Source organism: Streptomyces sp. NPDC085932 (assembly GCF_044540525.1).
Lineage (GTDB): Bacteria > Actinomycetota > Actinomycetes > Streptomycetales > Streptomycetaceae > Streptomyces > Streptomyces levis.
This window is the reverse complement of record NZ_JBITSJ010000004.1, coordinates 397,029-423,354: the sequence shown is the minus strand read 5'-3', so window position 1 is coordinate 423,354 and position 26,326 is coordinate 397,029. Positions and strand designations below refer to the sequence as shown.

At 72.7% G+C, this 26,326-nt stretch carries 24 protein-coding genes and 1 tRNA gene; 14 read left to right on the top strand and 11 right to left on the bottom strand.

Annotated elements, in window-relative coordinates; all coding sequences use genetic code 11:
* Positions 1-20: 20 nt before the first annotated feature.
* Genes ACIGAQ_RS22195 through ACIGAQ_RS22175 form a run of 5 tightly spaced genes read left to right on the top strand, consistent with a single transcriptional unit; the run spans position 21 to position 3,600 of the window.
* Positions 21-698: a class E sortase gene (locus ACIGAQ_RS22195; RefSeq protein ID WP_311682560.1), complete on the top strand. Its 678-nt coding sequence runs from the start codon at positions 21-23 to the stop codon at positions 696-698.
* Between the two features lie 17 nt (positions 699-715).
* Positions 716-913, top strand: a complete 198-nt coding sequence (locus ACIGAQ_RS22190; RefSeq protein ID WP_033309918.1) for a hypothetical protein — start codon at positions 716-718, stop codon at positions 911-913.
* On the top strand, positions 910-1,548 hold the full coding sequence (locus ACIGAQ_RS22185) for an aminodeoxychorismate/anthranilate synthase component II (RefSeq protein ID WP_311682558.1): 639 nt from the start codon (positions 910-912) through the stop codon (positions 1,546-1,548). Before ACIGAQ_RS22190 ends, ACIGAQ_RS22185 begins: the two co-directional genes overlap by 4 nt.
* Positions 1,545-2,837 (top strand): class E sortase, encoded by a 1,293-nt coding sequence (locus tag ACIGAQ_RS22180; RefSeq protein ID WP_399785292.1) that lies wholly within the window; start codon positions 1,545-1,547, stop codon positions 2,835-2,837. The genes ACIGAQ_RS22185 and ACIGAQ_RS22180 overlap by 4 nt, the downstream gene beginning before the upstream one ends.
* 13 nt (positions 2,838-2,850) lie before the next feature.
* Positions 2,851-3,600 (top strand): class E sortase, encoded by a 750-nt coding sequence (locus ACIGAQ_RS22175; protein ID WP_362275945.1) that lies wholly within the window; start codon positions 2,851-2,853, stop codon positions 3,598-3,600.
* An 88-nt stretch (positions 3,601-3,688) separates the two neighbouring features.
* Here the strand turns inward: ACIGAQ_RS22175 and pknB are convergent, their stop codons facing one another.
* From pknB to ACIGAQ_RS22145, 6 genes are all read right to left on the bottom strand, one after another.
* Entirely contained in the window at positions 3,689-5,719 is a 2,031-nt protein-coding gene (gene pknB / locus ACIGAQ_RS22170) for a Stk1 family PASTA domain-containing Ser/Thr kinase (protein WP_399785289.1), read from the bottom strand.
* Between the two features lie 169 nt (positions 5,720-5,888).
* A complete protein-coding gene (locus ACIGAQ_RS22165) occupies positions 5,889-7,367 on the bottom strand; it encodes a penicillin-binding protein 2 (RefSeq protein WP_362275949.1) in 1,479 nt (492 codons plus the stop codon).
* The gene (locus ACIGAQ_RS22160) at positions 7,364-8,806 is read right to left on the bottom strand and encodes an FtsW/RodA/SpoVE family cell cycle protein (protein WP_094054767.1); all 1,443 of its coding nucleotides are present in this window, start codon (positions 8,804-8,806) and stop codon (positions 7,364-7,366) included. The genes ACIGAQ_RS22165 and ACIGAQ_RS22160 overlap by 4 nt, the downstream gene beginning before the upstream one ends.
* A 27-nt stretch (positions 8,807-8,833) precedes the next feature.
* Positions 8,834-10,381, bottom strand: coding sequence for a Stp1/IreP family PP2C-type Ser/Thr phosphatase (locus ACIGAQ_RS22155; RefSeq protein WP_311682545.1), 1,548 nt, complete (start codon positions 10,379-10,381; stop codon positions 8,834-8,836).
* A gap of 140 nt (positions 10,382-10,521) precedes the next feature.
* Positions 10,522-11,031, bottom strand: a complete 510-nt coding sequence (locus tag ACIGAQ_RS22150) for an FHA domain-containing protein (RefSeq protein ID WP_094054765.1) — start codon at positions 11,029-11,031, stop codon at positions 10,522-10,524.
* Positions 11,032-11,041: 10 nt separating this feature from the next.
* Complete coding sequence (locus tag ACIGAQ_RS22145; RefSeq protein ID WP_311682542.1) at positions 11,042-11,905, bottom strand: DUF3662 and FHA domain-containing protein; 864 nt, start codon at positions 11,903-11,905, stop codon at positions 11,042-11,044.
* 472 nt (positions 11,906-12,377) lie between these two features.
* On the opposite strand from ACIGAQ_RS22145, the gene ACIGAQ_RS22140 reads away from it, so the two are divergent.
* Positions 12,378-12,461 (top strand) — tRNA-Leu (locus ACIGAQ_RS22140).
* A gap of 154 nt (positions 12,462-12,615) precedes the next feature.
* Here ACIGAQ_RS22140 and ACIGAQ_RS22135 read toward each other — a convergent pair.
* From ACIGAQ_RS22135 to ACIGAQ_RS22125, 3 genes are all read right to left on the bottom strand, one after another.
* Positions 12,616-13,149 carry a winged helix-turn-helix transcriptional regulator gene (locus ACIGAQ_RS22135; RefSeq protein ID WP_399785284.1) on the bottom strand — a complete coding sequence of 178 codons (534 nt, stop codon included), beginning with the start codon at positions 13,147-13,149 and terminating at the stop codon, positions 12,616-12,618.
* A 64-nt stretch (positions 13,150-13,213) separates the two neighbouring features.
* Positions 13,214-15,394 carry an FtsX-like permease family protein gene (locus ACIGAQ_RS22130; protein ID WP_399785281.1) on the bottom strand — a complete coding sequence of 727 codons (2,181 nt, stop codon included), beginning with the start codon at positions 15,392-15,394 and terminating at the stop codon, positions 13,214-13,216.
* Positions 15,388-16,113 carry an ABC transporter ATP-binding protein gene (locus ACIGAQ_RS22125; RefSeq protein ID WP_399785278.1) on the bottom strand — a complete coding sequence of 242 codons (726 nt, stop codon included), beginning with the start codon at positions 16,111-16,113 and terminating at the stop codon, positions 15,388-15,390. Before ACIGAQ_RS22125 ends, ACIGAQ_RS22130 begins: the two co-directional genes overlap by 7 nt.
* Positions 16,114-16,293: 180 nt before the next feature.
* Here ACIGAQ_RS22125 and ACIGAQ_RS22120 point away from each other — a divergent pair, with 180 nt between their 5' ends.
* The 4 genes from ACIGAQ_RS22120 to ACIGAQ_RS22105 all read left to right on the top strand — a co-directional run bounded on the left by ACIGAQ_RS22120 (position 16,294) and on the right by ACIGAQ_RS22105 (position 20,481).
* Positions 16,294-17,565 carry a sensor histidine kinase gene (locus ACIGAQ_RS22120; protein WP_399785275.1) on the top strand — a complete coding sequence of 424 codons (1,272 nt, stop codon included), beginning with the start codon at positions 16,294-16,296 and terminating at the stop codon, positions 17,563-17,565.
* Positions 17,555-18,214: a response regulator transcription factor gene (locus ACIGAQ_RS22115; RefSeq protein WP_362276549.1), complete on the top strand. Its 660-nt coding sequence runs from the start codon at positions 17,555-17,557 to the stop codon at positions 18,212-18,214. Before ACIGAQ_RS22120 ends, ACIGAQ_RS22115 begins: the two co-directional genes overlap by 11 nt.
* Positions 18,215-18,313: 99 nt before the next feature.
* Entirely contained in the window at positions 18,314-19,018 is a 705-nt protein-coding gene (locus tag ACIGAQ_RS22110) for a ScbR family autoregulator-binding transcription factor (protein ID WP_399785272.1), read from the top strand.
* Positions 19,019-19,152: 134 nt separating this feature from the next.
* Complete coding sequence (locus ACIGAQ_RS22105; RefSeq protein ID WP_399785269.1) at positions 19,153-20,481, top strand: cytochrome P450; 1,329 nt, start codon at positions 19,153-19,155, stop codon at positions 20,479-20,481.
* On the opposite strand, the gene ACIGAQ_RS22100 is transcribed toward ACIGAQ_RS22105, so the two are convergent.
* Positions 20,426-21,358, bottom strand: a complete 933-nt coding sequence (locus ACIGAQ_RS22100; RefSeq protein WP_399785266.1) for an NAD-dependent epimerase/dehydratase family protein — start codon at positions 21,356-21,358, stop codon at positions 20,426-20,428. The two genes, ACIGAQ_RS22105 and ACIGAQ_RS22100, sit on opposite strands and share 56 nt — an antisense overlap.
* Complete coding sequence (locus tag ACIGAQ_RS22095; RefSeq protein ID WP_399785263.1) at positions 21,355-22,353, bottom strand: ScbA/BarX family gamma-butyrolactone biosynthesis protein; 999 nt, start codon at positions 22,351-22,353, stop codon at positions 21,355-21,357. Before ACIGAQ_RS22095 ends, ACIGAQ_RS22100 begins: the two co-directional genes overlap by 4 nt.
* 158 nt (positions 22,354-22,511) lie before the next feature.
* On the opposite strand from ACIGAQ_RS22095, the gene ACIGAQ_RS22090 reads away from it, so the two are divergent.
* The 4 genes from ACIGAQ_RS22090 to ACIGAQ_RS22075 all read left to right on the top strand — a co-directional run bounded on the left by ACIGAQ_RS22090 (position 22,512) and on the right by ACIGAQ_RS22075 (position 26,202).
* The gene (locus ACIGAQ_RS22090) at positions 22,512-23,264 is read left to right on the top strand and encodes a ScbR family autoregulator-binding transcription factor (RefSeq protein ID WP_399785260.1); all 753 of its coding nucleotides are present in this window, start codon (positions 22,512-22,514) and stop codon (positions 23,262-23,264) included.
* 139 nt (positions 23,265-23,403) lie between these two features.
* Positions 23,404-24,831: a DUF2252 domain-containing protein gene (locus ACIGAQ_RS22085; RefSeq protein ID WP_362275975.1), complete on the top strand. Its 1,428-nt coding sequence runs from the start codon at positions 23,404-23,406 to the stop codon at positions 24,829-24,831.
* Between the two features lie 121 nt (positions 24,832-24,952).
* Positions 24,953-25,807 (top strand): hypothetical protein, encoded by an 855-nt coding sequence (locus ACIGAQ_RS22080; protein WP_399785257.1) that lies wholly within the window; start codon positions 24,953-24,955, stop codon positions 25,805-25,807.
* Positions 25,808-25,854: 47 nt separating this feature from the next.
* Entirely contained in the window at positions 25,855-26,202 is a 348-nt protein-coding gene (locus tag ACIGAQ_RS22075) for a rhodanese-like domain-containing protein (protein ID WP_094058009.1), read from the top strand.
* The last annotated feature ends 124 nt before the right edge of the window (positions 26,203-26,326 follow it).

Genomic DNA, 26,326 nt, shown 5'->3' with positions numbered 1-26,326 from the left:
CCAGGCCGGGGGAGCCGCCGGTGCGCGTGATCGTCAGGACCCTCAGCGAACTCTGCCTCACCGTCGGCACCCTGATCGTGCTGTTCGTCGTCTACGTGCTCTTCTGGACGGGCGTGCGGGCCGACGGCGTCATGGACGACCAGATCGACCTGCTCCGCGAGGAGTGGTCGAAGCCCCGCCCGCCGCGTGACGCCTCACCGGCGGGCCCCGAGAAGCCCGAGCCCTACGTGAAGGGCAGGCCTTTCGCGATCATGTACATCCCGCGGCTCGGTTTCACGTGGAACAAACCGGTGCTGGAGGGCACCGCGACCTCCACCCTGAAGAAGGGGCTCGGCCACTACGCGGAGACCGCCCAGCTCGGGCAGCGGGGGAACTTCGCCGTCGCCGGCCACCGCCGCACCTACGGCGACCCCTTCAAGGACTTTCCCCGGCTGAGGCGCGGGGACGCGGTGGTGCTGACGGACGGCACGACCTGGTTCACGTACCGGATCGACAAAGGCCCGTACAAAACAGTGCCCTCCGACATCGAGGTGATCGACCCTCTCCCCCGTATTTCCGGGTACACGCGTCCGGGCCGGTATCTGACGCTCACCACGTGCGAACCCGAGTGGGGGCACAGCCACCGGCTGATCGTCTGGGCGCACCTGGACTCCACCCAGCCCGTGGAGGCCGGGAAACCTGAGGCGCTGCGCCGTTAGTCTGGTGGCTGTACGGCGTGGGTCTGGTGCCGTGGTACGACGGAAGGGACGGCATGTACGGCTGGATCTGGCGGCATCTGCCGGGGAACACGTGGGTGAAGGCAGTGATCTCGCTCGTCCTGGTCGTGGCCGTGGTCTACGTCCTCTTCCAGTACGTCTTCCCGTGGGCGGAACCGCTGCTGCCCTTCAACGATGTGACGGTGGACAACCAGTGAGCGCGCGCATTCTCGTCGTCGACAACTACGACAGCTTCGTCTTCAACCTGGTCCAGTACCTGTACCAGCTGGGCGCCGAGTGCGAGGTCCTGCGCAACGACGAGGTCTCCACGGCACACGCCCAGGACGGCTTCGACGGGGTCCTGCTCTCCCCGGGGCCCGGGACGCCCGAGCAGGCCGGGGTGTGCGTGGACATGGTCCGGCACTGTGCCGCGACCGGTGTGCCCGTCTTCGGCGTCTGTCTGGGCATGCAGTCGATGCAGGTGGCGTACGGCGGTGTGGTGGACCGGGCGCCCGAGCTGCTGCACGGCAAGACCTCGCTCGTCGAGCACAGCGGCGGGGGCGTCTTCGCGGGCCTGCCGTCGCCCTTCACGGCGACGCGCTACCACTCCCTGGCCGCCGAGCCGGCGACGGTTCCGGCCGAGCTGGAGGTCACGGCCCGCACGCACGACGGCATCGTCATGGGCCTCAGGCACCGTGAACTGCCGGTCGAGGGCGTGCAGTTCCATCCCGAGTCGGTGCTGACCGAACACGGGCACCGGATGCTGGCCAACTGGCTGGTGGAGTGCGGCGACCAGGGCGCGGTGGCGAGGTCGGCCGGGCTCGCCCCGGTGGTGGGCAGGGCCACGGCGTGACCGCGCTGCGCCCCGAGCGCGAGTCCGACACCTCGTACGGGCAGCAGTCGTACGGGGTGCCGGGTGCGTCGGAGGACTGGTCGGGCGGGGCGTACGGCGCGGATCCGCGGCCGGGGCGGCAGCCGCGGACACCGCCGTACTCGCCGGAGGCGCAGCCCTACGCGCAGGGGCCGGAGGCCCGGTCCCACGCAACGGGGCCGCAGCCCTACGAGCCGGGGCCGCAGCCCTACGAGCCGGGGCCGCAGCCCCACGAGCCGGGGCCGCAGCCCTTCGTGCCGGAGCCGGATCCGGGGCCGTACACAGCGGCGTACGGGGCCGGTGCCGGGGAGTCCTTCCTGCCGCCCGTCGACGAGGAGACGGTGGCGCTGCGGATACCGGATCCGCAGCCCGCGGACGGGGAGGCTCCGGGAGAGCCCATACCGGGCTCCCGGGCCGCTTCCCGCGCGCGGCAGGGCGGTCCCGCCCCCGGAGGCCGCGCGGCCCGCAGGAAGGCCGCCAAACGCCGTCACGGGCGCCATGGGAGCGCCGCGGAGGCCTCGGCGCCCGCCACAGGCCGGGAAGGGGCCCGGGCTCCGCTGTCACGCGTCGAGGCGCGGCGGCAGGCGCGGGCCCGCAAACCGGGCGCGGCGGTCGTGGCCAGCCGGGCGATCGGCGAGGTGTTCATCACCACCGGTGTGCTGATGCTGCTGTTCGTCACCTACCAGCTGTGGTGGACGAACGTCCGGGCGCACGCCCAGGCCGGCAAGGAGGCCAGCAGCCTCCAGAACGACTGGGCCAGCGGCAAGCGCAACCCGGGTGTCTTCGAGCCGGGGCAGGGCTTCGCCATCCTGCACATCCCCAAGCTGGACGTGGTGGTGCCGATCGCGGAGGGCACCAGCAGCAAGGGCGTGCTCGACCGGGGCATGGTCGGGCACTACGCCGAAGGCGCGCTCAAGACCGCGATGCCCGGCGACAAGACGGGGAACTTCGGGCTCGCGGGGCACCGCAACACCCACGGCGAACCGTTCCGCTACATCAACAAGCTCGCTCCCGGCGACCCGATCGTCGTGGAGACGCAGGACGAGTACTACGTCTACAAGATGGCCTCGATCCTGCCGGTGACGTCACCGAGCAACACGAGCGTCCTGAATCCGATCCCCACGGGGTCCGGGTTCACCAAGCCCGGCCGCTACATCACGCTGACCACGTGCACGCCGGAGTTCACCAGCAAGTACCGGATGATCGTCTGGGGCAAGATGGTCGAGGAACGGCCGCGCAGCAAGGGCAAGCCGGATGCGCTCGTCAGTTAAGGGCAGATGACCAGTGGCAGCGACCACCGACACGGAGCACGAAGACCACACCGGCACGGCGTCCCGGCCGCCGGCGGCACGCCGCCGGCCCGGCCCGATCGCGAGGGTGGTCAGCTTCTTCGGGGAACTTCTCATCACGGCGGGCCTGGTCCTCGGCCTGTTCGTCGTCTACTCGCTGTGGTGGACGAACGTCGTCGCGGACCGCGCGGCCGGCAAGCAGGCGGACCAGGTCCGTGACGACTGGGCGCGCGGCCGCGGCGGTCCGGGGGCGCTGGACACCAAGAACGGCATCGGCTTCCTGCACGTGCCGGCGATGAGCGGCAGCGAGGTTCTGGTCGAGAAGGGCACCTCGAACAAGATCCTCAACGACGGTGTCGCCGGGTACTACACCGACCCGGTCAAGGCGACCCTGCCGATGTCGGGCAAGCCCGGCAACTTCTCCCTCGCCGCGCACCGCGACGGGCACGGCGCCAAGTTCCACAACATCGACAAGATCGAGAAGGGCGACCCGATCGTCTTCGAGACGAAGGACAAGTGGTACGTCTACAAGACCTACGCGATCCTTCCCGAGACGTCCAAGTTCAACGTCAAGGTCCTCTCGAACGTCCCGAAGGAGTCCGGCCGGAAGAAGCCGGGCCACTACATCACGCTGACGACGTGCACACCGGTCTACACGAGCACGTACCGCTACGTCGTGTGGGGCGAACTGGAGCGCGTCGAGAAGGTCGACGAGGACCGGACCCCACCGAAGGAACTGCGCTGACCCGGCGCTGACCCGGAGACCCGTCCCGGCAGTGCACGAGAGCCCCGGCACCCTCAGGGTGCCGGGGCTCTCGCATGAGCGGGGTGCGTCAGTCGTCGCCGTTGAGGCCGCCGAAGATGCCGCCGTTGCCGCCGCCGCCGTTGTTGTTGCCCCCGTTGTTGTTGCCGCCGAAGCCGACGGTCTGGAGCGTCACCGTGGTGCCTCCCGGGTTGTCGACCTCCTGGTTGCCCTGGGGGTCCTGGCCGGTGACGAGGGCGTTGTCGCTCTGGTCGCTGCCGTTCGCGAACTGGATGTTCGTGAAGCCGGCCGCCGCCAGCGTCTGCTTGGCCTGGCCGACGGTCTGGCCGACGACCTGCGGGACGCGCGTCTTCTGCTGTTCCTGCTTCTTCTTGCCGATCTGCAGGGTGACCGACGAGTTCTTGTCGACGGAGGTGCCGGCCTGCGGGGTGGTCGCGATGACCTTGCCGACCTGGTTGTCGTCGTCGGTCTCGACCTCGGTGCAGGTGCCGACCAGGTCGCTGGCCTGCATCTGCTGCTTGGCCGCGTCACAGCTCTGGCCGAGCACGTCCGGGACGGTGGACTTCGCCTCCGCCTTGGCGATGACGAGGGTGATGGTGGAGCCCTTCTCCACCTCCGCGCCCAGTTCCGGGTCCTGCTCCAGGACGGTGCCGGGGTCCTCCGAGGACTCCCTGCTCTTCGTCTCGACCTCGAACTCGTACTTGTCGCTCTCCAGCGTGGCCCTCGCGTCGTCGAGGCTCTTGCCGACGACGCTCGGCACGGCCACCTTCGGCGCCCCGGTCGAGACCACCAGCGCGATGGTGTCGCCCTTCTGGACGTCCGTGCCGGCCTTGGGGTCCTGGGAGCAGACGTTGCCCTTGGCCTGGTTCTCGCAGGGCTTCTTCGAGAACGTCAGTTCCAGGTCGGAGTTGGTCGCCAGTTTGCGGGCGTTCTGTTCGGTCTCGCCGATGAAGTTGGGAGCCGGCAGGGTGTCGTCGCTCGCACCGTCGCCGCTGAACGCCCACCGGCCGATCAGGATCGCGCCGACCAGGACGAGGATGCCCGCCACCACCAGCAGGATCGTGGAGGTGCTGGACTTGCGCTGCTGCCCGCGGCGCCGGTCGGGGCGCTCGTCGTAGCCGTAGCCGCCGTCGTCCGGGTTCATGGGGGGCAGCATCGACGTGGCACCGGCACCGGAGTCGGCGCGCAGGGCCGTCGTCGGCTGGTCGTCGGGGTAGCCGCCGTACCCGACCGAGCCCATCGCGGCCGTCGCCGCGACCGGCTGGCCGTCGAGGCAGGCCTCGATGTCGGCGCGCATCTCGTCGGCCGACTGGTAGCGGTAGTCGGGGTCCTTGACGAGCGCCTTCAGCACGATCGCGTCCATCTCGGGCGTGATCTCGGGGTCGAAGACGGACGGGGCCTGGGCCTCCTCCCGCACGTGCTGATACGCCACGGCGACCGGGGAGTCGCCGACGAACGGCGGGCGGACCGTCAGCAGTTCGTAGAGCAGGCAGCCCGTGGAGTACAGGTCCGAGCGGGCGTCGACCTGCTCGCCCTTGGCCTGCTCCGGGGAAAGGTACTGGGCGGTGCCGATGACGGCCGCGGTCTGCGTCATCGTCATGCCGGAGTCACCCATGGCACGGGCGATGCCGAAGTCCATCACCTTGACCTGGCCGTTGCGCGTCAGCATGACGTTCGCCGGCTTGATGTCACGGTGGACGATGCCGTTGCGGTGGGCGTACTCCAGGCCCTGCAGGATGCCGATGGTCATCTCCATGGCACGCTCCGGCAGCAGCTTGCGGCCGGAGTGCAGCAGCTCACGCAGCGTCGAGCCGTCCACGTACTCCATGACGATGTACGGGATCGACACGTTGTCGATGTAGTCCTCGCCCGTGTCGTAGACCGCGACGATCGCGGGATGGTTGAGCGAGGCGGCCGACTGGGCCTCCCGGCGGAACCGGGCCTGGAAGGAAGGGTCACGCGCGAGATCCGCGCGCAGCGTCTTCACCGCCACGGTGCGGCCGAGGCGGGTGTCATGCGCGAGGTAGACCTCCGCCATGCCACCACGCCCGAGCACCTGGCCCAGTTCGTACCGGCCGCCGAGGCGACGCGGCTCTTCCATAGCTACCTACCAGCCCTCTCCGTCGGTCCCGACCGGCACGCTTGTACGGTCGGAGGCTGCCGTCCGGGCCTACCGTACCCGGCTCGCTTTGTGTGACCTGGCCAAGCCCGTCAGCCGATACAGGACCGGTATCGCAACGTGCACCGATGTGAAGCAGACGTGAGCGGGGTCACTTCTTGCCGTTGATGACCGCCTCCATCACGTTCCTCGCGATCGGTGCCGCGAGGCCGCCGCCGGAGATGTCGTCACGCACGGCGTTGTCGTCCTCGACCACGACCGCGACGGCGACCGGTGCGCTGCCGTCGGAGTTCTTGGCGTAGGAGATGAACCACGCGTAGGGGTTCTCGCTGTTGTCCACACCGTGCTGGGCGGTACCGGTCTTGCCGCCCACCTTGACGCCGTCGATCTTGGCGTTGGAGCCGGTGCCCTTCTCGACGACGGTCTCCATCATCGACTGCAGGATCTGGGCGTTCTCCGGGGACAGCGGCTGGCTCAGCTCCTCCGGGTCCGTCTTCTCGACCGGGTCCAGGCCGGGCGACTGGAGCTCGTCGACCATGTACGGCTTCATCAGCTTGCCGTCGTTGGCGACGGCCGAGGCGACCATGGCCATCTGCAGCGGCGTCGCGGCGGTGTTGAACTGGCCGATGGAGGACAGCGCGGTCTGCGAGGGGTTCATGTCGTCGGAGAAGACCGAGGCGTTGGCCCGGACCGGCGTGAACTGCTCCTCGCCGAAGCCGAACTCCTGCGCCTCCTTCAGCATCTTCTCGTTGCCGAGGTCGGAGCCGATCTTGCCGAAGACGGTGTTGCAGGAGTACTGGAGCGCCACCCGCAGCGTCGCGTTCTTGCAGGGGATGTTGCCCTCGTTGGGCAGCTTGGTGGTGGTGCCCGTCATGACCCAGGGGTCGGGCGAGTCCGTCTTGGCGTCCGGGTCCGTGTACAGGCCGTTCTCCAGGGCCGCGGCCGCGGTGACCACCTTGAAGGTGGAGCCGGGCGGGTACGTCTCGCGCAGCGCCCGGTTGAGCATCGGGTCGGCGGGGTTGTTCTTCTTCTGCAGCTTCTGCCAGGCCTTGGTGTCCGTCGTCGTGGAGTTCCCGGCGAAGGACGACGGGTCGTAGGACGGGTAGGAGGCCAGCGCCAGGATCTTGCCCGTCGACGGCTCCAGGGCGACGACCGCGCCCTTGCCGCCCTGCTGCTTCAGGCCGTTGAACGCGGCCTTCTGCGCGGCGGGGTTGAGCGTCGTGACGACGTTGCCGCCGCCCTGCTTCTCGCCGGTGAGCATGTCGAGGGTGTTGCGGAAGAACAGCCGGTCGTCGTTGCCGGTGAGGATGCCGTCCTCGATGGACTCCAGCTGCGTGGCGCCGAAGGCCTGCGAGGCGTACCCGGTGACCGGCGCCCACATCGGGCCGTCCTTGTAGGTCCGCTTGAACTTGAAGTCGCTGCCCGACGTCTCGGCCGACCCGGTGATGGGCTTCCCGCCGACGATGATGTCGCCGCGCGGGGCGGCGTACCGCTCGATGATGACGCGGCGGTTCTTGGGGTCGGTCCTCAGCTCGTCGGCCTGGACGTACTGGATCCAGTTGTCGCGGATCAGCAGTGCCAGCACGAGCAGGCCGCAGAAGATCGCGATCCGGCGCAGGGGCTTGTTCATGACGGGCGGACCACCTGGGTCATCTCGGCGTCGGGGTTGGCGGCGGGAGCGGGGGCCGGGCGTCGGGCGGTGTCGCTGATGCGCAGCAGGATGCCGATCAGCGCCCAGTTGGCGATCACGGAGGAACCGCCGTAGGCCACGAACGGCAGCGTCATGCCGGTCAGCGGGATGAGGCCCATGACACCGCCGGCCACGACGAAGACCTGGAGGCCGAAGGCGCCGGACAGGCCGATGGCCAGCAGCTTGCCGAACGGGTCGCGGGCCGCGAGCGCGGTGCGCACACCCCGCTCGATGATCAGGCCGTACAGGAGCAGGATCGCCATGACGCCGGCCAGCCCGAGTTCCTCGCCGAAGGTGGCGAGGATGAAGTCGGAGTTGGCGGCGAAGCCGATGAGGTCGGAGTTGCCCTGCCCGAGGCCGGTGCCGAGGGTGCCGCCGGAGCCGAAGGCCCACAGCGCCTGCATGGCCTGCTCGGAGTGGACGACGCCGTCCTGGACGCCGGCGCGGGACAGCTCGAACTCGCGCATCGGGTCGAGCCAGGCCTGCACTCGCGTCTGGATGTGCGGCTCGAAGCTCGCCACGCCGACGGCGCCGACCGCGGACATCAGCAGACCGAAGACGATCCAGCTGGTCCGCTCGGTGGCGACGTACAGCATGATGACGAACATCCCGAAGAACAGCAGGGACGTACCGAGGTCGGTCTCGAAGACCAGGATGAGGATCGAGATGACCCAGACCACGAGGATCGGGCCGAGGTCACGGCCGCGCGGCAGGTACAGGCCCATGAAGCGGCGGCTGGCCAGGGCCAGCGCGTCCCGTTTGACCATGAGGTAGCCGGCGAAGAAGACCGCGAGCACGATCTTCGCGAACTCACCGGGCTGCAGCGTGCCGAGGCCGGGGATCTTGATCCAGATCTTGGCGCCGTAGATGTTCGCGCCGAGGCCCGGCACGAGCGGCAGGATCAGCAGGAACAGCGCACCGGCCATGGAGATGTACGTGTAGCGCTGCAGGACGCGGTGGTCCTTGAGGAAGATCAGCACGACCGCCAGCAGCGCCACGCCCATCGCCGAGTACAGCAGCTGGCGCGGCGCGGCCTCGGCGTAGTTGCTGAGCCGCTTGGACTGGTCCAGCCGCCAGATGACGACCAGGCCGAGTCCGTTCAGCAGCGTCGCCAGCGGCAGCATCAGCGGGTCCGCGTACGGCGCGAACTTCCGTACGACCAGGTGGCCGACGCCGGCGAGCAGGCCGAGTCCGAGACCGTAGCTCAGCAGGCCCGGCGGCACCGAGTCGTTGATGGCCAGTCCGACGTTGGCGTAGGCGAACACCGGGATGACGACGGCGAACACCAGCAGCGCCAGCTCGGTGTTGCGGCGGCTCGGGGCGCCGATCGCGCCGATGGTGGACGTGTGGTGCGTCGGCGAGTTGGAAGTACTGCTCATCGTGTGACGGGGCCTCTCACGGCTTGCCTACTGCTTACCGCACAGCGAGACGACCTTCTGCTCTTCCTCCGAGAGGCTGGGGCCGGGGCTGGGAGTGGGTGCGGTCGTGGTCGGGGGCGTGGACTTCTCAGGCGCCGACGGCGAGCCCGACGGGTTCGACGGGTTCGGCGTCGGTGTGGCCTTGGACGTGAAGGAGGCGGGAGTGGTTCCCGTGGTGCCCCCGGCCTCGCCTTCGCCGGTCCTGGCGTTGTTGCTCTCGGCTTCGCGCCGCTGCGCCTCCTTCTTGCACGCGGAGGCCTGCACCGACAGTTCCTCGATCTTCGCCTGGGCGTTCTTCAGGTCTCCCTCGGCGATCGTCGCCTTGACCAGCTTCTGCTGGTAGGGCGGCAGGTACTTGAGTTCGATCTCGGGGTGGTCCTTCTCGACCTTCGACAGCGACACCCACGCCAGGTCCTGGCTGATGCCCCGGTACAGCGCGACGTGCTCGTCCTCGGCGCCGACGTAGTACTGCGTCTGCGTCCAGCGCCAGCCGCCGTACAGGCCGCCGCCGACGACGGCCAGGGCGAGGACGCCGTAGAGGGACCTCTTCAGCCAGCGGCCCTTCTTGCGGGGCTTGGTGAAGTCGCCGTCGTCGTAGTCGAAGCCGGCCGCCGGGATGTAGCCGGTGGTGTCGCCGGAGCCGGGCGGGCCGAATTCGCCGCCCCCGCCGCCCTGTCCCTGGCGGCCGAGCCCGGAGGCGCGGCCGGCGGGGGTCTGCATGATGCCGTTGTCGTGCAGCTGGTGCTGGTTCTCGGCGACGGCGCCGACCACGACCGGGGTGTCGGAGAGCTGCCCCGCGAGGGTGTCGCCGGTGTCGAGGTCGAGGACGTCGGCGACGATGACCGTGATGTTGTCCGGACCGCCGCCGCGCAGCGCCAGCTCGATGAGGTTCTGGACGGTCTCCTGGGGGCCCTGGTAGCTGGCGAGGGTGTCCTCCAGCGTCTGGTGGGACACCACCCCGGACAGGCCGTCGGAGCAGATCAGGTAGCGGTCGCCGGCGCGGACCTCGCGGATGGACAGGTCCGGCTCGACGTGGTCCCCGGAGCCGAGGGCGCGCATCAGCAGCGAGCGCTGCGGGTGCGTGGTCGCCTCCTCCTCGGTGATGCGGCCCTCGTCGACCAGGCGCTGCACCCAGGTGTGGTCCTGGGTGATCTGCGTGAGCACCCCGTCACGGAGCAGATACGCGCGGGAGTCGCCGACGTGCACCAGGCCGAGCCGCTGACCGGTCCACAGCAGGGCGGTGAGGGTGGTCCCCATGCCCTCCAGCTGGGGGTCGTCCTCGACCATCGAGCGCAGCTGGTCGTTGGCGCGCTGCACCGCCGTGCCGAGCGAGGTGAGGAGGTCGGAGCCCGGGACGTCGTCGTCGAGGGCGACGATGGTGGAGATGGCCTCGGAGGAGGCGACCTCACCGGCGGCGGCACCGCCCATGCCGTCGGCGATGGCGAGCAGGCGCGGGCCGGCGTACCCGGAGTCCTCGTTGCCCTCCCGGATCATGCCCTTGTGCGATCCGGCCGCGAAGCGCAGTGACAGACTCATGCGCACCTCGCCTGTCGGCTCCGGGTACAGCCGGTCGTGTCGAGCCACACTGCCCACCCTCCGGTCGGGAGCGCGCCGGGGCCCGGGGTGGGGCCCGCCACTGCGTGCTCGCTCCGCTCGCGCCTATCCATGATGTAGCACTACTTCCGCAGCTCGATGACGGTCTTGCCGATGCGGATCGGCGCGCCCGGTGCAATCGGTGTGGGAGTCGTCAGCCGGGTCCGGTCCAGGTACGTGCCGTTGGTGGAGCCGAGGTCCTCGACGATCCACTGGCCGTCGCGGTCCGGGTAGATCCTGGCATGGCGGCTGGAGGCGTAGTCGTCGTCCAGCACGATCGTCGAGTCGTGCGCCCGGCCCAGGGTGATGGTCTGGCCCTGGAGCGCGACCGTCGTGCCGGTGAGGGTGCCCTCGGTCACGACCAGCTTGGTGGGGGCGTTGCGGCCGCGCCGGCCGCCGCCGGACTGCTGGCGCTGCTGCGGCGGCGCCTGGCGGGCGGCCTGCTGCTGGCGGCCGGCCTCGCGGCGCGATCCGCGCTGGGTGACCCGCGTACCGAACAGGTCACTTCGGATGACCTGCACGGCCACGATCACGAACAGCCACAGTACGGCCAGGAACCCCAGCCGCATGACCGTGAGGGTCAGCTCTGACATTGCCCCCGCTTCACCCTTCGGCTTGCCTATAGATAACGGTGGTGCTGCCCACGACGATCCGCGAGCCGTCGCGGAGCGTAGCGCGGGTGGTGTGCTGCCCGTCCACCACGATGCCGTTGGTGGATCCGAGATCCTGGATCGTCGAGGGCGTTCCGGTCCGGATCTCGCAGTGCCGGCGGGAGACGCCGGGGTCGTCGATCCGCACGTCGGCGTCGGTACTGCGGCCCAGCACGAGCGTCGGGCGGGAGATCTGGTGGCGGGTGCCGTTGATCTCGATCCAGTGGCGGGTGCGTCCGCCGGCGGCCGGGGCGGCCGGCGGCCGCTGGGCGCCCGCGGCCGGCGGATAGCCGTACCCGCCGGGGCGGCCGCCGGGCGGCGGCGCGGCCGGCATGGGCGGGGCGCCCGCGGGGGAGGCGGCCGGCGGGTAGCCGTAGCCGCCGGGGCGGCCGGCCGGAGCGGCGGGCGCGGCGCCCGCTCCCGGGCCGCCCTGCTGGCTGCTGGAGGAGGCGAGCGTACGGCTGCGCACCCGGTACAGGCCGGTGTCCAGGTCGTCCGCCTTCTCCAGGTGCACCTTGATCGGGCCCATGAAGGTGTAGCGCTGCTGCTTGGCGTAGTCGCGCACCATGCCGGCGAGCTCGTCGCCGAGCTGGCCGGAGTAGGGGCTGAGCCGCTCGAAGTCCGGCGTGCTCAGCTCGACGATGAAGTCGTTGGGGACGACCGTCCGGTCGCGGTTCCAGATGGTGGCGTTGTTGTCGCACTCACGCTGGAGCGCTCCCGCGATCTCCACGGGCTGGACCTCGGACTTGAACACCTTGGCGAAGGTGCCGTTGACCAGACCTTCGAGACGCTGCTCGAACTTCTTCAGGACTCCCATGGGGCACCTCCTCCGTCGCTGCCGTCCTGTGTACTGCCCTGCGGGCCACTTGCCTGGTACTGCTTACTGATCGTATCCACGCGCCGGTCGATCGGCTGGTTCCCCCTGTCAGGCCGGCCGACGGGTGTCGACGCATGACGAAGTTCCCTGTGGAGCTCCCCTTCGAACTCCTGCCGGGGTACTGCCGCGCGCAACCGCTTCAGGTACTCCCGCCATGGATCGTAGAGGCGGCCGGAGACCAGTGTCCCGCACCCGGCTGTGGACCCGGACCGCCTCGTGGGGAGGAAGCGGGTACCGGTACGAGGTTGATACGTGAAGCGGCACGCGTTGATACGTGGCGGGGCCACGGATGGTTCGGCGGGGCCGCTGCCTGCGGGAAGAAGGGATGTGAACCCACCCCGTCCAGCGTGCTAATGTTCTGGGTGTCGGAAGGCGCCAGCCCCAAGGGGCCGGAGCCCAGGACACACCCAATGCGCGGGTGGCGGAATAGGCAGACGCGCTGGATTCAGGTTCCAGTGCCCGCAAGGGCGTGGGGGTTCAACTCCCCCCTCGCGCACAGCGAATCGGGCCCCTGTGGTGACGCAAGTCACCACAGGGGCCCGATTCTTGTTTCCCGTGATCCGGTGAGGCTCCGCACAGCCCGGTCCGGCGGCTCCGGTCCCGCCCGTGAGCTATCTCACGAGCGGGGGCGGGCCGGGGGCGGCGCGGTGTCAGGCCCGCCCGGAACCGTCGTCCCCCAGGGGGCGCCCGGTGCCGAAGCGGGCCCGCACGACCGGGTCGCCGAGCAGGCGGTCCGGGTAGCCGGGGCCGGTGCGGGCGGTCAGATCCCGCTGGTGCAGGGGCTCGCCGCAGTGGGAGCAGACGACCCGGGCCTCGGTGTCGTGGCCGCAGGGCATGTGGCGCAGGACGACCGGGGCGCCCGCGTCGCCGGCCAGCCAGCGGTCGCCCCAGGCGCTGAGCGCGGCGAGCACGCCGAAGAAGTCGCGGCCCTTGTCCGTCAGCAGGTACGCGTGGCGCACCGGCTCGCTCTGGTACGCCCGCCGCTCGATCAGGCCCTCGGCCTCCAGGCGGCGCAGCCGGTCGGTGAGGGTGTTGCGGGCGATGCCGAGGGTGCCGATGAAACCGTCGAAGCGGGACTCGCCGTAGAAGAGTTCGCGCAGCACCAGCAGGGTCCAGGCGTCGCCGAGGAGGTCGGCGGCGCGGGCGATCGAGCAGGGCCGGTCGCCGAACGAGGTCCGTCGCATGGGCTCCACTGTAGGGCGGTTCCCGTCGTCGGTCTCATGATGAGATCCACGGTCCGGGCCCGGTTCACTCGCGGATCCCCGCCAGGTCCGCCGCCGGGCGGCGCAGTGCGAGGGCCGTGGGAACGACCGCGCAGACCACGGCGAGCAGCGCGCAGGCGGCCGCCGTCGCGCCCAGGGCGGGCCACGGGAGGGCGAGGGCGGGCGGGGCCGACTGCAGGGCCAGGGCGGCCGTCACCCCGGCCAGGTTGACGCCGGTGACCAGCAGGCCGAGGAGGGCGCTCGCCGCCACGACCGTCAGTGCTTCGGCCGCGGTCAGCCGCAGGACCTGCCACCGCGTGGCCCCGGTCAGCCGCAGCACGGCCAGGTCCCGGACGCGGTCGGACCGGCCCATGGCCGTGGTGGTCGCCACCGAGATGCCGGTGTAGAGCAGGGCGATGCCGAGGACCAGCAGGAGCCCCAGGCGGGTGGTGCGCTCGGTCCCGGGGTGGGTGGCCCGCAGCCAGGCGTCCCGGGTGAGGACCCGGCCGGTGCCGGCCGCTGCGCGCAGGCCGGTGGCCACCGCCTCCGGGTCCGCGCCCTCGGCCAGGGCCACGTCGACCCGGTCGACGGGGGCGCCCCGGGCGTTGCGCGGGGTGACGTAGGCGCCGTTGTCGCCGGTGCCGGTGGTCATGACCGCGGCGATCCGCAGGGTCCGCCGGGTGCCGTCGCCGAGCCAGACCCGGACCCGTTCGCCGACCCGGTGCCGCCGCCACTCCTCGTTGACGACGATCGAGTCGTCGTCGAGGTCGTCCACCCGGCCCGCGGCGAGGGGCAGGCGGGCGGTGGCGGCCAGGGAGGCGGGGGCCGCGGCCCGGGCCTCGGAGCGGATCAGGGCCACGCCGTCCTCCAGCACGTGGACGGCCGTCGCGGACGAGGGCGACACCACGGCGCCCGGCACCGCCCGCAGCCGCCGCAGGGCCGTCGCGTCGAAGCCCGCGTCGCCGGCCGGGGTCACGACGAACGCGGCGGTGGTGCGCTCCCGCGCCTCGGCCGCCCCGGCCCGGTTCAGGGTCGCGGTCGTGCCGAGGAGGGACCCCGCCAGGGCGACCGTGATCAGGACGGGAGCCGCGAGCGCGGCGGTGCGGCGGGCCGCGGCGGCGGTGGTCTCGCGCACCAGCAGGGCGCAGACGCCCGGCAGCCGGGTGAGCAGCCCCACCAGGGGGCGCACGCACAGCGGGGACAGCAGCGCCGCCGCCGTGATCAGCAGCATGGGGCGGCTGATGTGGCTCTTGCGGTGCAGCAGTTCGCCCGGGTCGCCGGTCAGGGACAGGGCGAGGGTGACGGCGGCGGTGAGCAGCAGGGCCGTGCCGCAGAGCAGGCGGCCCCGGGTGATCCGGCCCCGGTCCGCCGAGGCCTCGCGCAGGGCCTCGGCGGGGGCCGTGCGCCCGGCCCGCCAGGAGGCGGCGGCCGCCCCGCACAGGGCGACGAACAGGCCCGTCCAGAAGGCCGCGTGGTACGGCCAGGTGTGCTCCCCGACGGTGAACCAGGCCGGTGCCAGGCCCGCCCGGACCACTCGGGCGGCCAGCAGCGGCGCGGTGAGGGAGCCGAGGAGGCAGCCGGTGGCGGAGGCGAGGGTGCCGACGGCCAGGGCCTCGGCGAGGACGGTCCGGCGGATCTGGCCCGGGGTGGCCCCGGCCGTGCGCAGCAGCGCGAACTCCCGGCGCCGCTGGGCCACGGCGAAGGCGAAGGTGGACGCCACGACGAACACCGACACGAAGGCGCTGACCCCGCCCGCGGTGCCGAACAGGGCGTTCATGGCGGTGAGCGCCTCGCGGTCGCGCTCCGGCCCGGGTCCGGCGAGGCGGCGGGCGGGCCCGGTGAGGACGCGGGCGCTGTCGCCCACCGCCTCCCGGACGGCCGCCGGGTCGGCCTCGATCCCCAGCCGGTGGACGCCGGTGGCGGACCGGTCCGTCACCACCGGCCCCAGCGCGCGCAGCCGGGCCACGGTGCCCGCGGGGATCGGGCGCGGGTGGGCGAGCCGGGCCGTGCGCTCGCCGGCCGGGGTGGGTACGCGCACGGTGTCCCGGCTCGTCACGACGACCGGCGCGGCGGCGAACCGCTCGGGTGCCCGCTCGGGGGCGGACGCCGACGAGGCCAGGGCCAGGCCCATGACGGTGAGCAGGGCCACGCCCAGGGCGAGCGCGACGAAAGCGCCCGTGAGGGAGGTCCGGCGGACGCGCAGGGTGCGCAGGACGACGCTCAGCACGGGGCGGCCTCCAGACGGGTCATGCGCGCGGCGACGGTGCCGGCGTCGGCGCCGGTCAGTTCCGCGCCGATCCGGCCGTCGACCAGGAACACCACACGGTCGGCGTACGCGGCGGCCACCGGGTCGTGCGTGACCATGACGACCGTCTGGCCCTCGCCGTCGACCATGCCGCGCAGCAGCCCGAGCACCTCCCGGCCCGTGCGGGTGTCCAGCGCGCCGGTCGGCTCGTCGGCGAACAGCACCGCCGGGCGGGTGACCAACGCCCGTGCCAGGGCGACGCGTTGCTGCTGGCCGCCGGAGAGCTCCCCGGGTCTGTGCCGGGACCGGTCGGCCAGTCCGACCTGCTCCAGCGCCCGGAGGACCAGCGCCTTCGGAACGCGGCGGCCGGCCAGGCGCAGGGGCAGGGCCACGTTCTGCCCGGCGGTCAGCGAGGGCAGCAGGTTGAACGCCTGGAAGACGAACCCGACCCGCTCGCGGCGCAGCAGCGTCAGTCGCCGCTCGCTCAGGCCGGTCAGCTCCGTGCCGCCCACCGTGACCGTGCCGGAGTCCGGCCGGTCCAGGCCCGCGGCGCACTGCAGCAGCGTGGACTTGCCGGAGCCGGACGGGCCCATGACGGCGGTGAAGCTCCCGGCGGGCAGCACCAGCGAGACCGCGTCGAGCGCGGTCACCTTCCCGTACCTCCTGGTGACCGAGTCGAGCCGGACGGCGTCGTACGTCATGAAATCCCCCTGGTGCGGACCTACTTGGGCCACCGCTGGTCGGTGCCGCCACCACGAAACCCGGCGGGAGCGGTCCGGCGCAGTGCGGTGGGGCCTACACCTGGGGTAGGGCCAGGCCTACCCCCGGACCTCCGTCCACACCCATGGCCGGGCCAGGGCCGGGCTCCTACGGTGATCCCCATGCGCCCTTCGAACGTGTGGCAGGCCCTGGCCCGCCCCGGCTACCCGCTGTCGGCGTGGCCCTGGCGGTCCGCCGGTTACCTGCTCACCGGCGCGGTCGCCGGGGCCTTCGTGCTCGTGGGGATCGTGCTGTCGGCGGTGGCCGGCGGTGTGCTCGCGCTCGCCCTGGTGGGGATCCCGCTGCTGCTGGCCACCGCCCTGGCGGGTCTTCCGGTGGCGGCGGTGGAGCGGCTGCGGCTGCGGCTGGTCGACGCCGAGCCGGCGCCCGACCCGCACGAGCCGCCCGGAACACCGGGGCTGCGGGCCTGGCTGTCGACGCGGCTGCGGGAACGGGCCACCTGGCGGGAACTCGGCCACGTGCTGCTGTTCGCGGGGCTGCTGTGGCCGGTGGACGCCCTGGTGCTCGCCGTCGGCCTGCTGGCCCCGCTGTCCGTGCTGCTCACGCCGGTGCTGCTGGGCGTCTCCGGCGAGGCGAAGGTGCTCAAGCTGTGGCTGGTCACCGGCTGGCCGGCCGCCGGCGGCTGGGCCGTCCTCGGGCTGATCCTGCTCGTCCCCGGCGGCTATCTGCTGGGCGTCGCGGCCGGGGCCCGGGCCGGACTGACCCGGCTGCTGGTCGCGCCCCGGGAGGTGGGCCTGGGGGCCCGGGTGGTCGAACTGACGCGTTCCCGGGCGCGGTTGGTGGACGCCTTCGAGGCGGAGCGGCGGCGCATCGAACGCGATCTGCACGACGGGGCCCAGCAGCGGCTCGTCGCCCTGACGATGACGCTCGGCCTGGCCCGTCTCGACGCCCCGCCCGGCCCGCTGGCCGACCAGCTCGCCACCGCGCACGAGGAGGCCGGGGCGGCCCTGGCGGAGCTGCGCGAACTCATCCACGGCATCCACCCCAAGGTCCTCGCCGACTACGGTCTCGAAGCCGCCGTCTGTGACGCCGCCGACCGCTCGGCCGTGCCGGTCGACGTCGACCTGGAGCTGTCCGTGCGGCTCTCCCCGGCCGTCGAGGCCACCGCCTACTTCGTGGTGTGCGAGGCGCTCGCCAACGTGGCCCGGCACAGCGGGGCGACCAGGGCCGAGGTCAGCGGCGGGCACCACGACGGCCGGCTGTCGCTGCGGATCCGCGACGACGGACGCGGCGGCGCGCGGGCAGGGCAGGGCAGCGGGCTGACCGGACTCGCCGACCGGGTGTCGGTGCTCGATGGCAGACTCGCCCTGTCCAGCCCGCCCGGCGGACCGACCCTGCTGTGTGTGGAGATCCCCTGTGACCCTGCGCGTTGACCGCCCGCTGCGGGTCGTCCTGGCCGAGGACAGCGTGCTGCTGCGGGACGGACTCGTCGGGCTGCTCGGCCGCTGCGGGCACGAGGTCGCCGCCGCGGTGGGCGACGCCGAGGCCCTGGTCGCCGCCGTCGGGGAGCACGACCCGGACGTGGTCGTGACGGACGTGCGGATGCCGCCCGGCTTCCAGGACGAGGGCCTGCACGCGGCGGTGCGGCTGCGCCGGGAGCGGCCCACACTGCCCGTGCTGGTCCTCAGCCAGTACGTGCAGCGCCGCTACGCCGCCGAACTGCTCGACTCCGGCGACGGCACGGGCGTCGGCTACCTGCTGAAGGACCGCGTCGGCCAGGTCGAGGAGTTCGTCACGGCCCTCGGCGAGGTGGCCGACGGCGGCACGGTCGTCGACCCCGAGGTGGTACGGCAGTTGCTGCGGCGCCGCCGCGACCCGCTGGAGCGGCTCAGCCCGCGCGAGCGGGAGGTGCTGGCGCTGATCGCCGAGGGCCGGTCCAACAGCGCGATCGCCCGCAGGCTGGTGGTCTCCGAGGCGGCCGTGGGCAAGCACGTCTCGGGCATCCTCACCAAGCTGGACCTGCCCCCGGCGCAGGACACCCACCGCAGGGTGCTGGCGGTGCTGGCGTACCTGCGCGCGTAGGGGAGCCCTCCGACGGCCGCCGGCCGGGGGCGCGTTGTGGAAAAACCGGCGACTTGGTTTCATTGCGTCGCCATTCAGAGCCCTGCAGGGGAGCCACGGGTGACCAAACAGGACCGGGCCGTGCGGACCCGTCGCGCGCTGATCCGTTCGGCGGCCGAGCAGTTCGAGGCCCGCGGGTACGACCGGGCCAGCCTGGCGGAGATCAGCGCGGGAGCCGGGGTCAGCTCCGGGGCGCTGCACTTCCACTTCGCCAACAAGGCCGCCGTGGCCGACGCCGTGGAGCAGGAGGCCGCCCGTGCCCTGCGCCGGGTGGCGCTGGCGGGCCGCACCGGCGACGGGTGCGCCCTGCAGCGCCTCGTGGACGTCACCCACCGGGTCGCCCGGCTGCTCCGCGCCGACGTCGTCGTCCGGGCGGGATTGCGGCTCAACGCCGAGGCGGCCGCCGGGCGGGCCCGTGACCTGCGCCGGGAGTGGCGGGCGTGCGTGCACGACCTGCTGGACGAGGCGGAGCGGAGGGGCGAACTGGCCGCCGGGGTGGCGCCGCCGCGCACCGGTGCCGTCGTCCTCGCCGCGACCACCGGCATCGAGGTGCTGGCCCGCGACGACCACGGCTGGCTCGCCCGCCCCTCGCTGACCGACCTGTGGCACCTGCTGCTGCCCTGCGTGGCCGCACCGCACCTCGCCGCCGTCCTGGACCCGGCGGGCCGCGAGCCGGAGCAGAGGGCCCCGGAGGCGGACCAGCGGGCCCCGGGGGCCGATGCGGCTCTGGAAGAGGCGGTTCCGGTTCGGCTCGCCCTGCGGTAGCCGCGCCCCGGTCGCACCCGCGTCGGCCCGTCGACGGCAGCGGCGGATGACCGGAACAAACCGGTTGCCAAGTTTTTTCCGCGCCCGGATCGGACGATGGTCTCCCAGACCAGCGAACCGAGGAGCGACGCCCCATGGCACAACCGGCCTGCCCCTTCCTGACGATCGACCCGTCCGGCCAGCACCTCTACGACGAGATAGCCCGGATCCGCGCCCGGGGCCCGGCCGTGGAGGTGGAACTCCCGGGCGGCGTACGGGCGTGGTGGATCAACGGCCTGGAGCTGAACAAACGGCTCCTGGCCGGACCCGAGACCAGCAAGGACGCCTACCGGCACTGGCCGGCCTGGATCAACGGGGACATCTCCCGCACCTGGCCGCTGGCCATCTGGGTCTCGGTGCGCAACATGGTCACCGCCTACGGCGACGACCACAGCCGGCTGCGCAAACCGATGGCCGCCGCCTTCACCAAACGCCGCGTGGACGCGCTGCTGCCGCGCGTGCGGCAGATCGTCGACCGGGCCCTGGACGACCTGGAGCGGCTGCCGGAGGGCGAAGTCGTCGACCTGCGCGCGGCGTTCGCGGCGCCGGTGCCGCACGAGGTGGTGTGCGAGCTCTTCGGCGTACCGCCCGGCGAGGACGGTCCCCGCCTGGCCCTCTACCGCATCATCAGCCGTTTCTTCGACACGGCGATCTCCCTGGAGGACGCTCAGGCCAACGGGGTCGACCTCTACGCCACGCTGACCGCGTTCCTGGAGCACAAGCGGGCGCACCCGGCCGACGACCTGACGACGGCCCTGATCGCCGCCCGCGACGAAGGGAGCCTCAGCGAACAGGAGTTGATGGACAACCTGATCCTGCTGCTCACCGCGGGCTTCGAGACCACCGTGAACCTCATCGACAACACCGTGCACAGCCTGCTCACCCACCCCGACCAGCTGGAGCTCGTCCGCTCCGGCCGGGCGACCTGGGAGGACGCCCTGGAGGAGTCGCTGCGGTACGAGGCGCCGGGTGCCATGTCGGGCCTGCGCTACGCCGTGGAGGACATCGAGATCCGGCCGGGTCTGACCATCCCGCGGGGCGACCCGCTCGTCGTCTCCTTCGCCGGCGCCGGACGCGACCCGGAGCGGCACGGGCCCGACGCCGACCGGTTCGACGTCACGCGCGCGACCAGCCGCGACCACGTGTCCTTCGGGCACGGCGTGCACCACTGCCTGGGCCGGCCCCTGGCGATGGCCGAGGCGACGGTGGCGCTGACGTCCCTGTTCGAGCGGTTCCCGCGGCTGGCCCTGGCCGATCCGGCGCGCCCGCCGAAGCGGCTGCGCTCCATCATCTCCACCGGCCACGAGACGCTGCCGGTGCTGCTGCACGGCCGTGACGAGGGTCCGCGCCCCGAGGAGGCGGAGGCGATCAGGAAGCTGTCCGGTCCGCGAGGAACGAGCGGTACCAGGGTGCCGCGCGCCTGAACCCGGCCGCGAACCCGTCCCCGGGCGGGCAGTCGAGGTCCTTCCAGAACCCGTCGTCGACGAACCAGTGGTCGACCGTGAGCATGCCGAGGTGATGCAGGGCGCGCGGGGAACCGGCGGCCCGGTCCAGGGCGGTGGCGACGTCCACCGCCGCACCGCCGCCGGGCACCCCCAGCTCCTCGCGCACGGCCCCGAGCAGTTCGGACAGGGGCACCGGCTCGGGGTGGCCGACGTAGTGCGCGCCGCCGCCGTGCGCCGGGGACAGTGCGGCGGCCACCACCGCGTGGCCCAGGGTGGTGACGTCGATCATCGACTGCAGCGCCGTGCAGCCGGTCACGGTCGCGCCCAACTCGTCCAGCAGCCAGGCCAGTCCGGGGACGACCCAGCGGTCGCCCTCGCCGTAGACCAGGTGGGGCCGCAGCACCAGGCCGCCCGCGTCCAGGACGTGCGATTCGGCGGCGGCGCGGGTGCGGCTGGTGGCCGACGCGGGCGCGATCGGGACGTCCCCGGGGCGGACGCCGCGGAAGGGGCCCCGGCCGTGGACGGCGGCCGTGCTCACGTACACGATCCGGCGCACTCCGGCGCGCACGGCCTCCTCGACCAGGGCGCGGGTGCCGTGGTCGTTGACGGCCGCGACGGTGGCGGCGTCGCCGCCGATCCGCGAGGCGCAGTGCACCAGTACGTCGACGCCGGCACAGGCGCCGCGCAAGGAGGGCGGGTCGGACAGGTCGCCGTGGACGACGTCGGGCGCGGCGTCCCCGTGGGCGCCCTGCCGGGACAGCAGCCGCACGCGGACGCCGGGGCGGAGGCGGGCCGAGGCCGCCACCCGGCTGCCGACGAAGCCGCTCGGGCCGGTGATCAGGAAGGTGACGGTCACGACAGGGACCGTACCGGCCGGGGCCGCGCGGAGGTCAGGCGGGCGGTGAAGACGGACTCGCCGTCCTGCCGCCCGGACACGAGGACGGTCACCTCCCCGGGGCTCTCCTCGAGCACCTCGGTCTCCAGCCGGCAGGGGCTGTGCAGTTCGGCGTACCGGGCGAAGGTGACCGTCATCGCGCGCGGCAGGAAGGGGCGCACGCCGGACGCGGCGGCCGCTGCCTGGCGGGCCGCCTCGAACAGGACCATCCCGGGCACGTGGTCGTTGGGCCGGGGGAAGAGGACGGGGTGGCCGGTGTCCACGCGCAGGTGCCAGACGCCGGGCCCGTCGCCGGGTGCGAGGACGACGTCCTCGGGGTTGGCGCGGCCGGTGAGCCCGGGCGCTATGCCGGGCAGCGCCGGCACGGGCTTGTCCATGGCGTCCAACTGTCCTCCGCGCAGGCGGCGGTAGGCGAGCGGCGAGGTGCAGCCGGTGCTGCCGGTGCCGCGGCCGACGAACCGGCCCGCGCGGCGGAACTCCATCGTGGTCCGCATGCCGGCCAGGCCGCGGCCACGGCGGCGTATCTCGGAGCAGACGACGTCCACGACGACCGGCTCCGCGGCGTCCGCCAGCAGCAGGGCCCCGGGGTCGGTGGAGACCGTGAGGTCCCACATGACGAAGTGGGTGTCCGCAGGGGCCCCGAACTCGGCGTGCGCGAGCACCATCGAGGCCTGCCGCAACGTTTCGCCCACGATCATCGGATCCTGGTGGATGCCGTCGGCGGGGCCGAAGAAGGGGTGGGCGGCCGGCCAGTGCGCGGTGAAGCGGAAGCGGGTGTCGGAGATGCGGCGCCACCGGGTGGGGAAGACGTCGGTCTCTGTGGTGCGGTGGGCGAGTTCCTTCGTGACGGTCCTGTGTGGCGCGTTCTCGACGACCGACGCGGTTGCGTTTGCCGGGCGGGCCGTTCGTCCGGTCTGATCGTCCGTGAGTGCGCTCGAAGGGCCTGTCCGCAGCATGGGAACCCCCGGGATCGGCTGCCTGGCTGGGGTCGACGTCTGACTAAGATACGGACGAGCCGGTTTTTTTCAAAGGGTGAGCAATCCGCTGGGACAGGCTCTCGCGCCCTCGCCGCACAGCGAGTTGACAGGGATCGACAAAGATCAGGAGGCACCCGATGGCGCGACAGGAGCGCGCGATCCGCACCCGGCGGACCATCCTGGAGGCGGCGGCGGCCGTCTTCGACGAACGCGGCTACACCTCGGCGACCATCGGGGAGATCCTGGACCGCGCGGGCGTGACCAAGGGCGCGCTGTACTTCCACTTCGGCTCCAAGGAGGAGCTGGCGATCGGGGTGTTCGAGGAACAGCTCGCGATCACGCTCCCGCCGCAGGCCTGCAAGCTCCAGGAACTCGTCGACTCGGGGCTGGCGCTGGCCCGCCGCCTGCGGTCCGAGCCGCTGGTGCGCGCCAGTGTGGGGCTCGCCCTCGACCAGGGAGCGATGGACCTCGACCGCACACCGGCCTTCCGGATGTGGATCGACCAGAACGTGCAGCGGCTGGGCGACGCGAAGGCCCAGGGCGAACTGCTGCCGCACGTCGACGTGGCGGACACGGCGGAGCTGCTGGTCGGCAGCTTCTCCGGGGTGCAGCTGCTGTCCCAGCTGCGCTGTCAGCGGCAGGACCTGGAGCGCCGCGTCGTGGTGATGTTCGAGCACTTCCTGCCGAGCATCGCCGTCCCGGCGGTGCTGGCGCGCCTCGACATCTCGGCGGACCGCGCGCAGCGGGTGCTGGCGCAGGCGCGGGTGGAGGAGCGGGAGGCGCAGCCGGGTCCGGTGCGGGAACCAGGGGAGCCGCAGCCGGTACCTGGGCGGGAACAGGTGGCCGGGCAGGAGGGTGCCGTGCCGGCGCGGGCGCCTTCGGGGGCGTAGGACGCTCTCCGTCGGACGGCCGGTTGATCGTCGGTTGTCCACAGCGGTGGAGTTGTCCACAGGGTCTGACGCGCAGCGGCCGCCGGTTGTACGGTCGGCACGAGTTGATGTTCGTGCGCGTACGGGGGAGGCGGTCGCGATGACCGGAACGGTGGCTGGGAAGAACGGCGGGGACGGGACGGCACCCAGGCTGCCCCGGGTGCGCGGCTTCGCGGAGTGGCCCTCCGCGGGCTCGCCCAAGGACGAGGGCAAGGCCCTGCGCGAGCGCGTCCCGCGCAGCGCGCACGCCACGTTCGACCCGGACCCCTCCCGGCCCGACGCGTTGAGCGCGGTCGAGGAGTCGGGCCGCGGCCGGCTCCCCGGGCTCACGCCCCTGCGGGTGGGCCGCATGACCGCCAGCCCGTTCACGTTCCTGCGCGGCGCGGCCGGCCTCATGGCGCACGACCTGGCGCGTACCCCCATGACCCGGATCGGGGCCCAGATCTGCGGCGACGCCCACGCGGCCAACTTCGGCCTGTACGGCGACGCGCGCGGTGGCCTGGTCATCGATCTGAACGACTTCGACGAGACGGTGCACGGCCCCTGGGAATGGGACCTCAAGCGCCTCGCGACCTCCCTGGTGCTGGCCGGCCGGGAGGCGGGCGCCGACGAGGACACCTGCCGCAAGGCGGCCCACGACGCGGCGGGCGCCTACCGCCGCACGATGCGGCTGCTGGCCAAGCTCCCGGTCCTGGACGCGTGGAACGCCATCGCGGACGAGGAGCTCGTCTCCCACACCGACGCCCACGACCTGCTCGGCACGCTGGAGCGCGTCTCGGAGAAGGCCCGCCTCAACACCAGCGGACGCTTCGCGGCCAAGTCGACCGAGGCCACGGAGGACGGCGGACGCCGCTTCGTCGACGCCCCGCCGGTGCTGCACCGCGTCCCGGACGAGGAGGCCGCGGCGGTGGCGGCGTCCCTGGAGGAGTACGTCGGCACCCTGCCGGAGGACCGCCTGCCCCTGCTCGCGCGGTACGCGGTGCACGACGTGGCGTTCCGCGTCGTCGGCACCGGCAGCGTCGGCACCCGGTCCTACGTGGTGCTGCTCCTGGACCACCGCGGGGAGCCGCTGGTGCTGCAGGTGAAGGAGGCGCGGGCGTCGGCGCTGGTGCCGCATCTGGTGACGGCCGGCTTCGAGCCGCCCGAGGCCGGACACGAGGGCCGCCGGGTCGTGCTCGGCCAGAAGCGCATGCAGGTCGTCAGCGACAATCTGCTCGGCTGGACGACGGTCGACGGACGCCCCTACCAGGTCCGCCAGTTCCGCAACCGCAAGGGCAGCGTCGACCCGGCCGCCCTGGCCGCCGACCAGCTCGACGACTACGGCCGTATGACCGGCGCCCTCCTCGCCCGGGCCCACGCCCACAGCGCCGACCCGCGGCTGGTCGCCGGGTACTGCGGCAAGAACGAGGAGCTGGACGAGGCGATGGCCGCCTTCGCGGTGGCCTACGCCGACCGCACGGAGGCGGACCACGCGGATCTGGTGGCGGCGGTGCGCGCGGGGAAGATCGCGGCGGAGACGGGTGTGTGACGCGCGGCGGGGACGGGCCTGACGCGCGGCGGGGACGGGCCTGACGCGTGGCGGGGACGGGTGTGTGACGCGCGGCGGGCAGGCGCGCGGGCCCGGTCCCGCCGTGGCCTAGGCTGGTCGGGTGACGACCCCGGAAGCTGAGCAGGGTGGTGGCGGCGCCGGTGAGGAACAGGTGACGCCCGAGGACGAGGCGGCGCGCCCCGAGGCGCGGCTGGAGCGGGCCGTACGGGCCGCCGAGCAGGCGCTGATCGAGTACGAGATCGCGGTGGAGACCTTCCGCGTCGAGGTCGAGAACTTCTCCCGGCTCCACGAACAGAAGCTCGGTCCGCTCTACGCCCGGCTGGAGGAGCTGGACGCCCGGATCCTCCAGGCCCGGGCCGCCCGCAGCGGCGACCCCGAGGACCGGCGCCGGGCCGACGAGGCCCTGGCCCGGCTCGCGCCGATCCCCGGCGTGGAGGAGCTGCTGCACGGCTGGATGGACGACAGCGGCCTGTTCCCGGAGGCCGTGGCCATGCTCACGGACCAGGCGGTCCGGCCCCCGCAGCGTGTCCGCCCCAGCGAGGAGGCCCGCAAGCTCTACCGCGACCTCGCCCGCAAGGCCCACCCCGACCTTGCGCAGGAGGAGGCGGAGCGCGAGCGGCGCGAGGAGTTCATCACCCGCGTCAACGCCGCCTACGCCCGCGGCGACGAGGCGGAGCTGCGCGAGCTCGCCGAGGAATGGGCCAAGGGGCCCGAGCTGAAGCGGGTCCCGAGCCGCGCGGAGGAGCTGTACGCCCGCCTCGAATGGCTCGACCGGCGCAAGGAGATGCTCGGCCTGCTCGCCCGGGAGCTGGAGGACAGCGCCATAGGCCACATGCTCCAGCTGGCCCCGGACGACCCCGACCGCCTCCTGGACGAGATCGGGCAGCAGTTGCTGACGCAGGTCGGTGAGCGCGAGACGGAGCTGACCGCGCTGCTCGGCGACGGCACGGGCTGACCGGCGTCCCGGCCGCCCCGGGGGTGGGTTCGGGTAGCGTCGGACGCATGAGTTTTGGAGCTGGGGTACCCACCGTCGCGGTCGCGGACCTCAAGGACGGCGACTTCCTGCTGGACGTCCGGGAGGACGACGAGTGGAAGGCGGGGCACGCCGAAGGGGCGCTGCACATCCCCATCAGTGAGTTCGTCGCCCGGTACGGCGAGCTGACCGAGGCCGCCCCGCAGGACGGCCGGGTGCATGTGATCTGCCGTTCCGGCGGCCGCAGTGCCCAGGTCACGATGTACCTGGCCCAGCAGGGCGTGGACGCGGTGAACGTCGACGGCGGCATGCAGGTGTGGGAGGCGGCGGGCCGTCCCGTCGTGACGGACGACGGACAGCCCGGGTTCGTCCTGTAGACCCACCGTTCTGTAGACCCCCCGGCCTGTAGGCCCACCGCATGAAGGCCCACCGCCGTACGCGCAGGGTTGCCGCGTGTGCGGGATCCGTCGGGGCCGCGAGCAGGTTCGCCGGGGACCGGGC

What these genes read in the sequence shown, in the direction of transcription:
- pknB (WP_399785289.1), bottom strand. Translation starts at nt 5,719, where the DNA reads ATGGAAGAGCCGCGTCGCCTCGGCGGCCGGTACGAACTGGGCCAGGTG.
- ACIGAQ_RS22165 (WP_362275949.1), bottom strand. Translation starts at nt 7,367, where the DNA reads ATGAACAAGCCCCTGCGCCGGATCGCGATCTTCTGCGGCCTGCTCGTG.
- ACIGAQ_RS22160 (WP_094054767.1), bottom strand. Translation starts at nt 8,806, where the DNA reads ATGAGCAGTACTTCCAACTCGCCGACGCACCACACGTCCACCATCGGC.
- ACIGAQ_RS22155 (WP_311682545.1), bottom strand. Translation starts at nt 10,381, where the DNA reads ATGAGTCTGTCACTGCGCTTCGCGGCCGGATCGCACAAGGGCATGATC.
- ACIGAQ_RS22150 (WP_094054765.1), bottom strand. Translation starts at nt 11,031, where the DNA reads ATGTCAGAGCTGACCCTCACGGTCATGCGGCTGGGGTTCCTGGCCGTA.
- ACIGAQ_RS22145 (WP_311682542.1), bottom strand. Translation starts at nt 11,905, where the DNA reads ATGGGAGTCCTGAAGAAGTTCGAGCAGCGTCTCGAAGGTCTGGTCAAC.
- ACIGAQ_RS22135 (WP_399785284.1), bottom strand. Translation starts at nt 13,149, where the DNA reads ATGCGACGGACCTCGTTCGGCGACCGGCCCTGCTCGATCGCCCGCGCC.
- ACIGAQ_RS22125 (WP_399785278.1), bottom strand. Translation starts at nt 16,113, where the DNA reads ATGACGTACGACGCCGTCCGGCTCGACTCGGTCACCAGGAGGTACGGG.
- ACIGAQ_RS22120 (WP_399785275.1), top strand. Translation starts at nt 16,294, where the DNA reads ATGCGCCCTTCGAACGTGTGGCAGGCCCTGGCCCGCCCCGGCTACCCG.
- ACIGAQ_RS22105 (WP_399785269.1), top strand. Translation starts at nt 19,153, where the DNA reads ATGGCACAACCGGCCTGCCCCTTCCTGACGATCGACCCGTCCGGCCAG.
- ACIGAQ_RS22095 (WP_399785263.1), bottom strand. Translation starts at nt 22,353, where the DNA reads ATGCTGCGGACAGGCCCTTCGAGCGCACTCACGGACGATCAGACCGGA.
- ACIGAQ_RS22090 (WP_399785260.1), top strand. Translation starts at nt 22,512, where the DNA reads ATGGCGCGACAGGAGCGCGCGATCCGCACCCGGCGGACCATCCTGGAG.
- ACIGAQ_RS22085 (WP_362275975.1), top strand. Translation starts at nt 23,404, where the DNA reads ATGACCGGAACGGTGGCTGGGAAGAACGGCGGGGACGGGACGGCACCC.
- ACIGAQ_RS22075 (WP_094058009.1), top strand. Translation starts at nt 25,855, where the DNA reads ATGAGTTTTGGAGCTGGGGTACCCACCGTCGCGGTCGCGGACCTCAAG.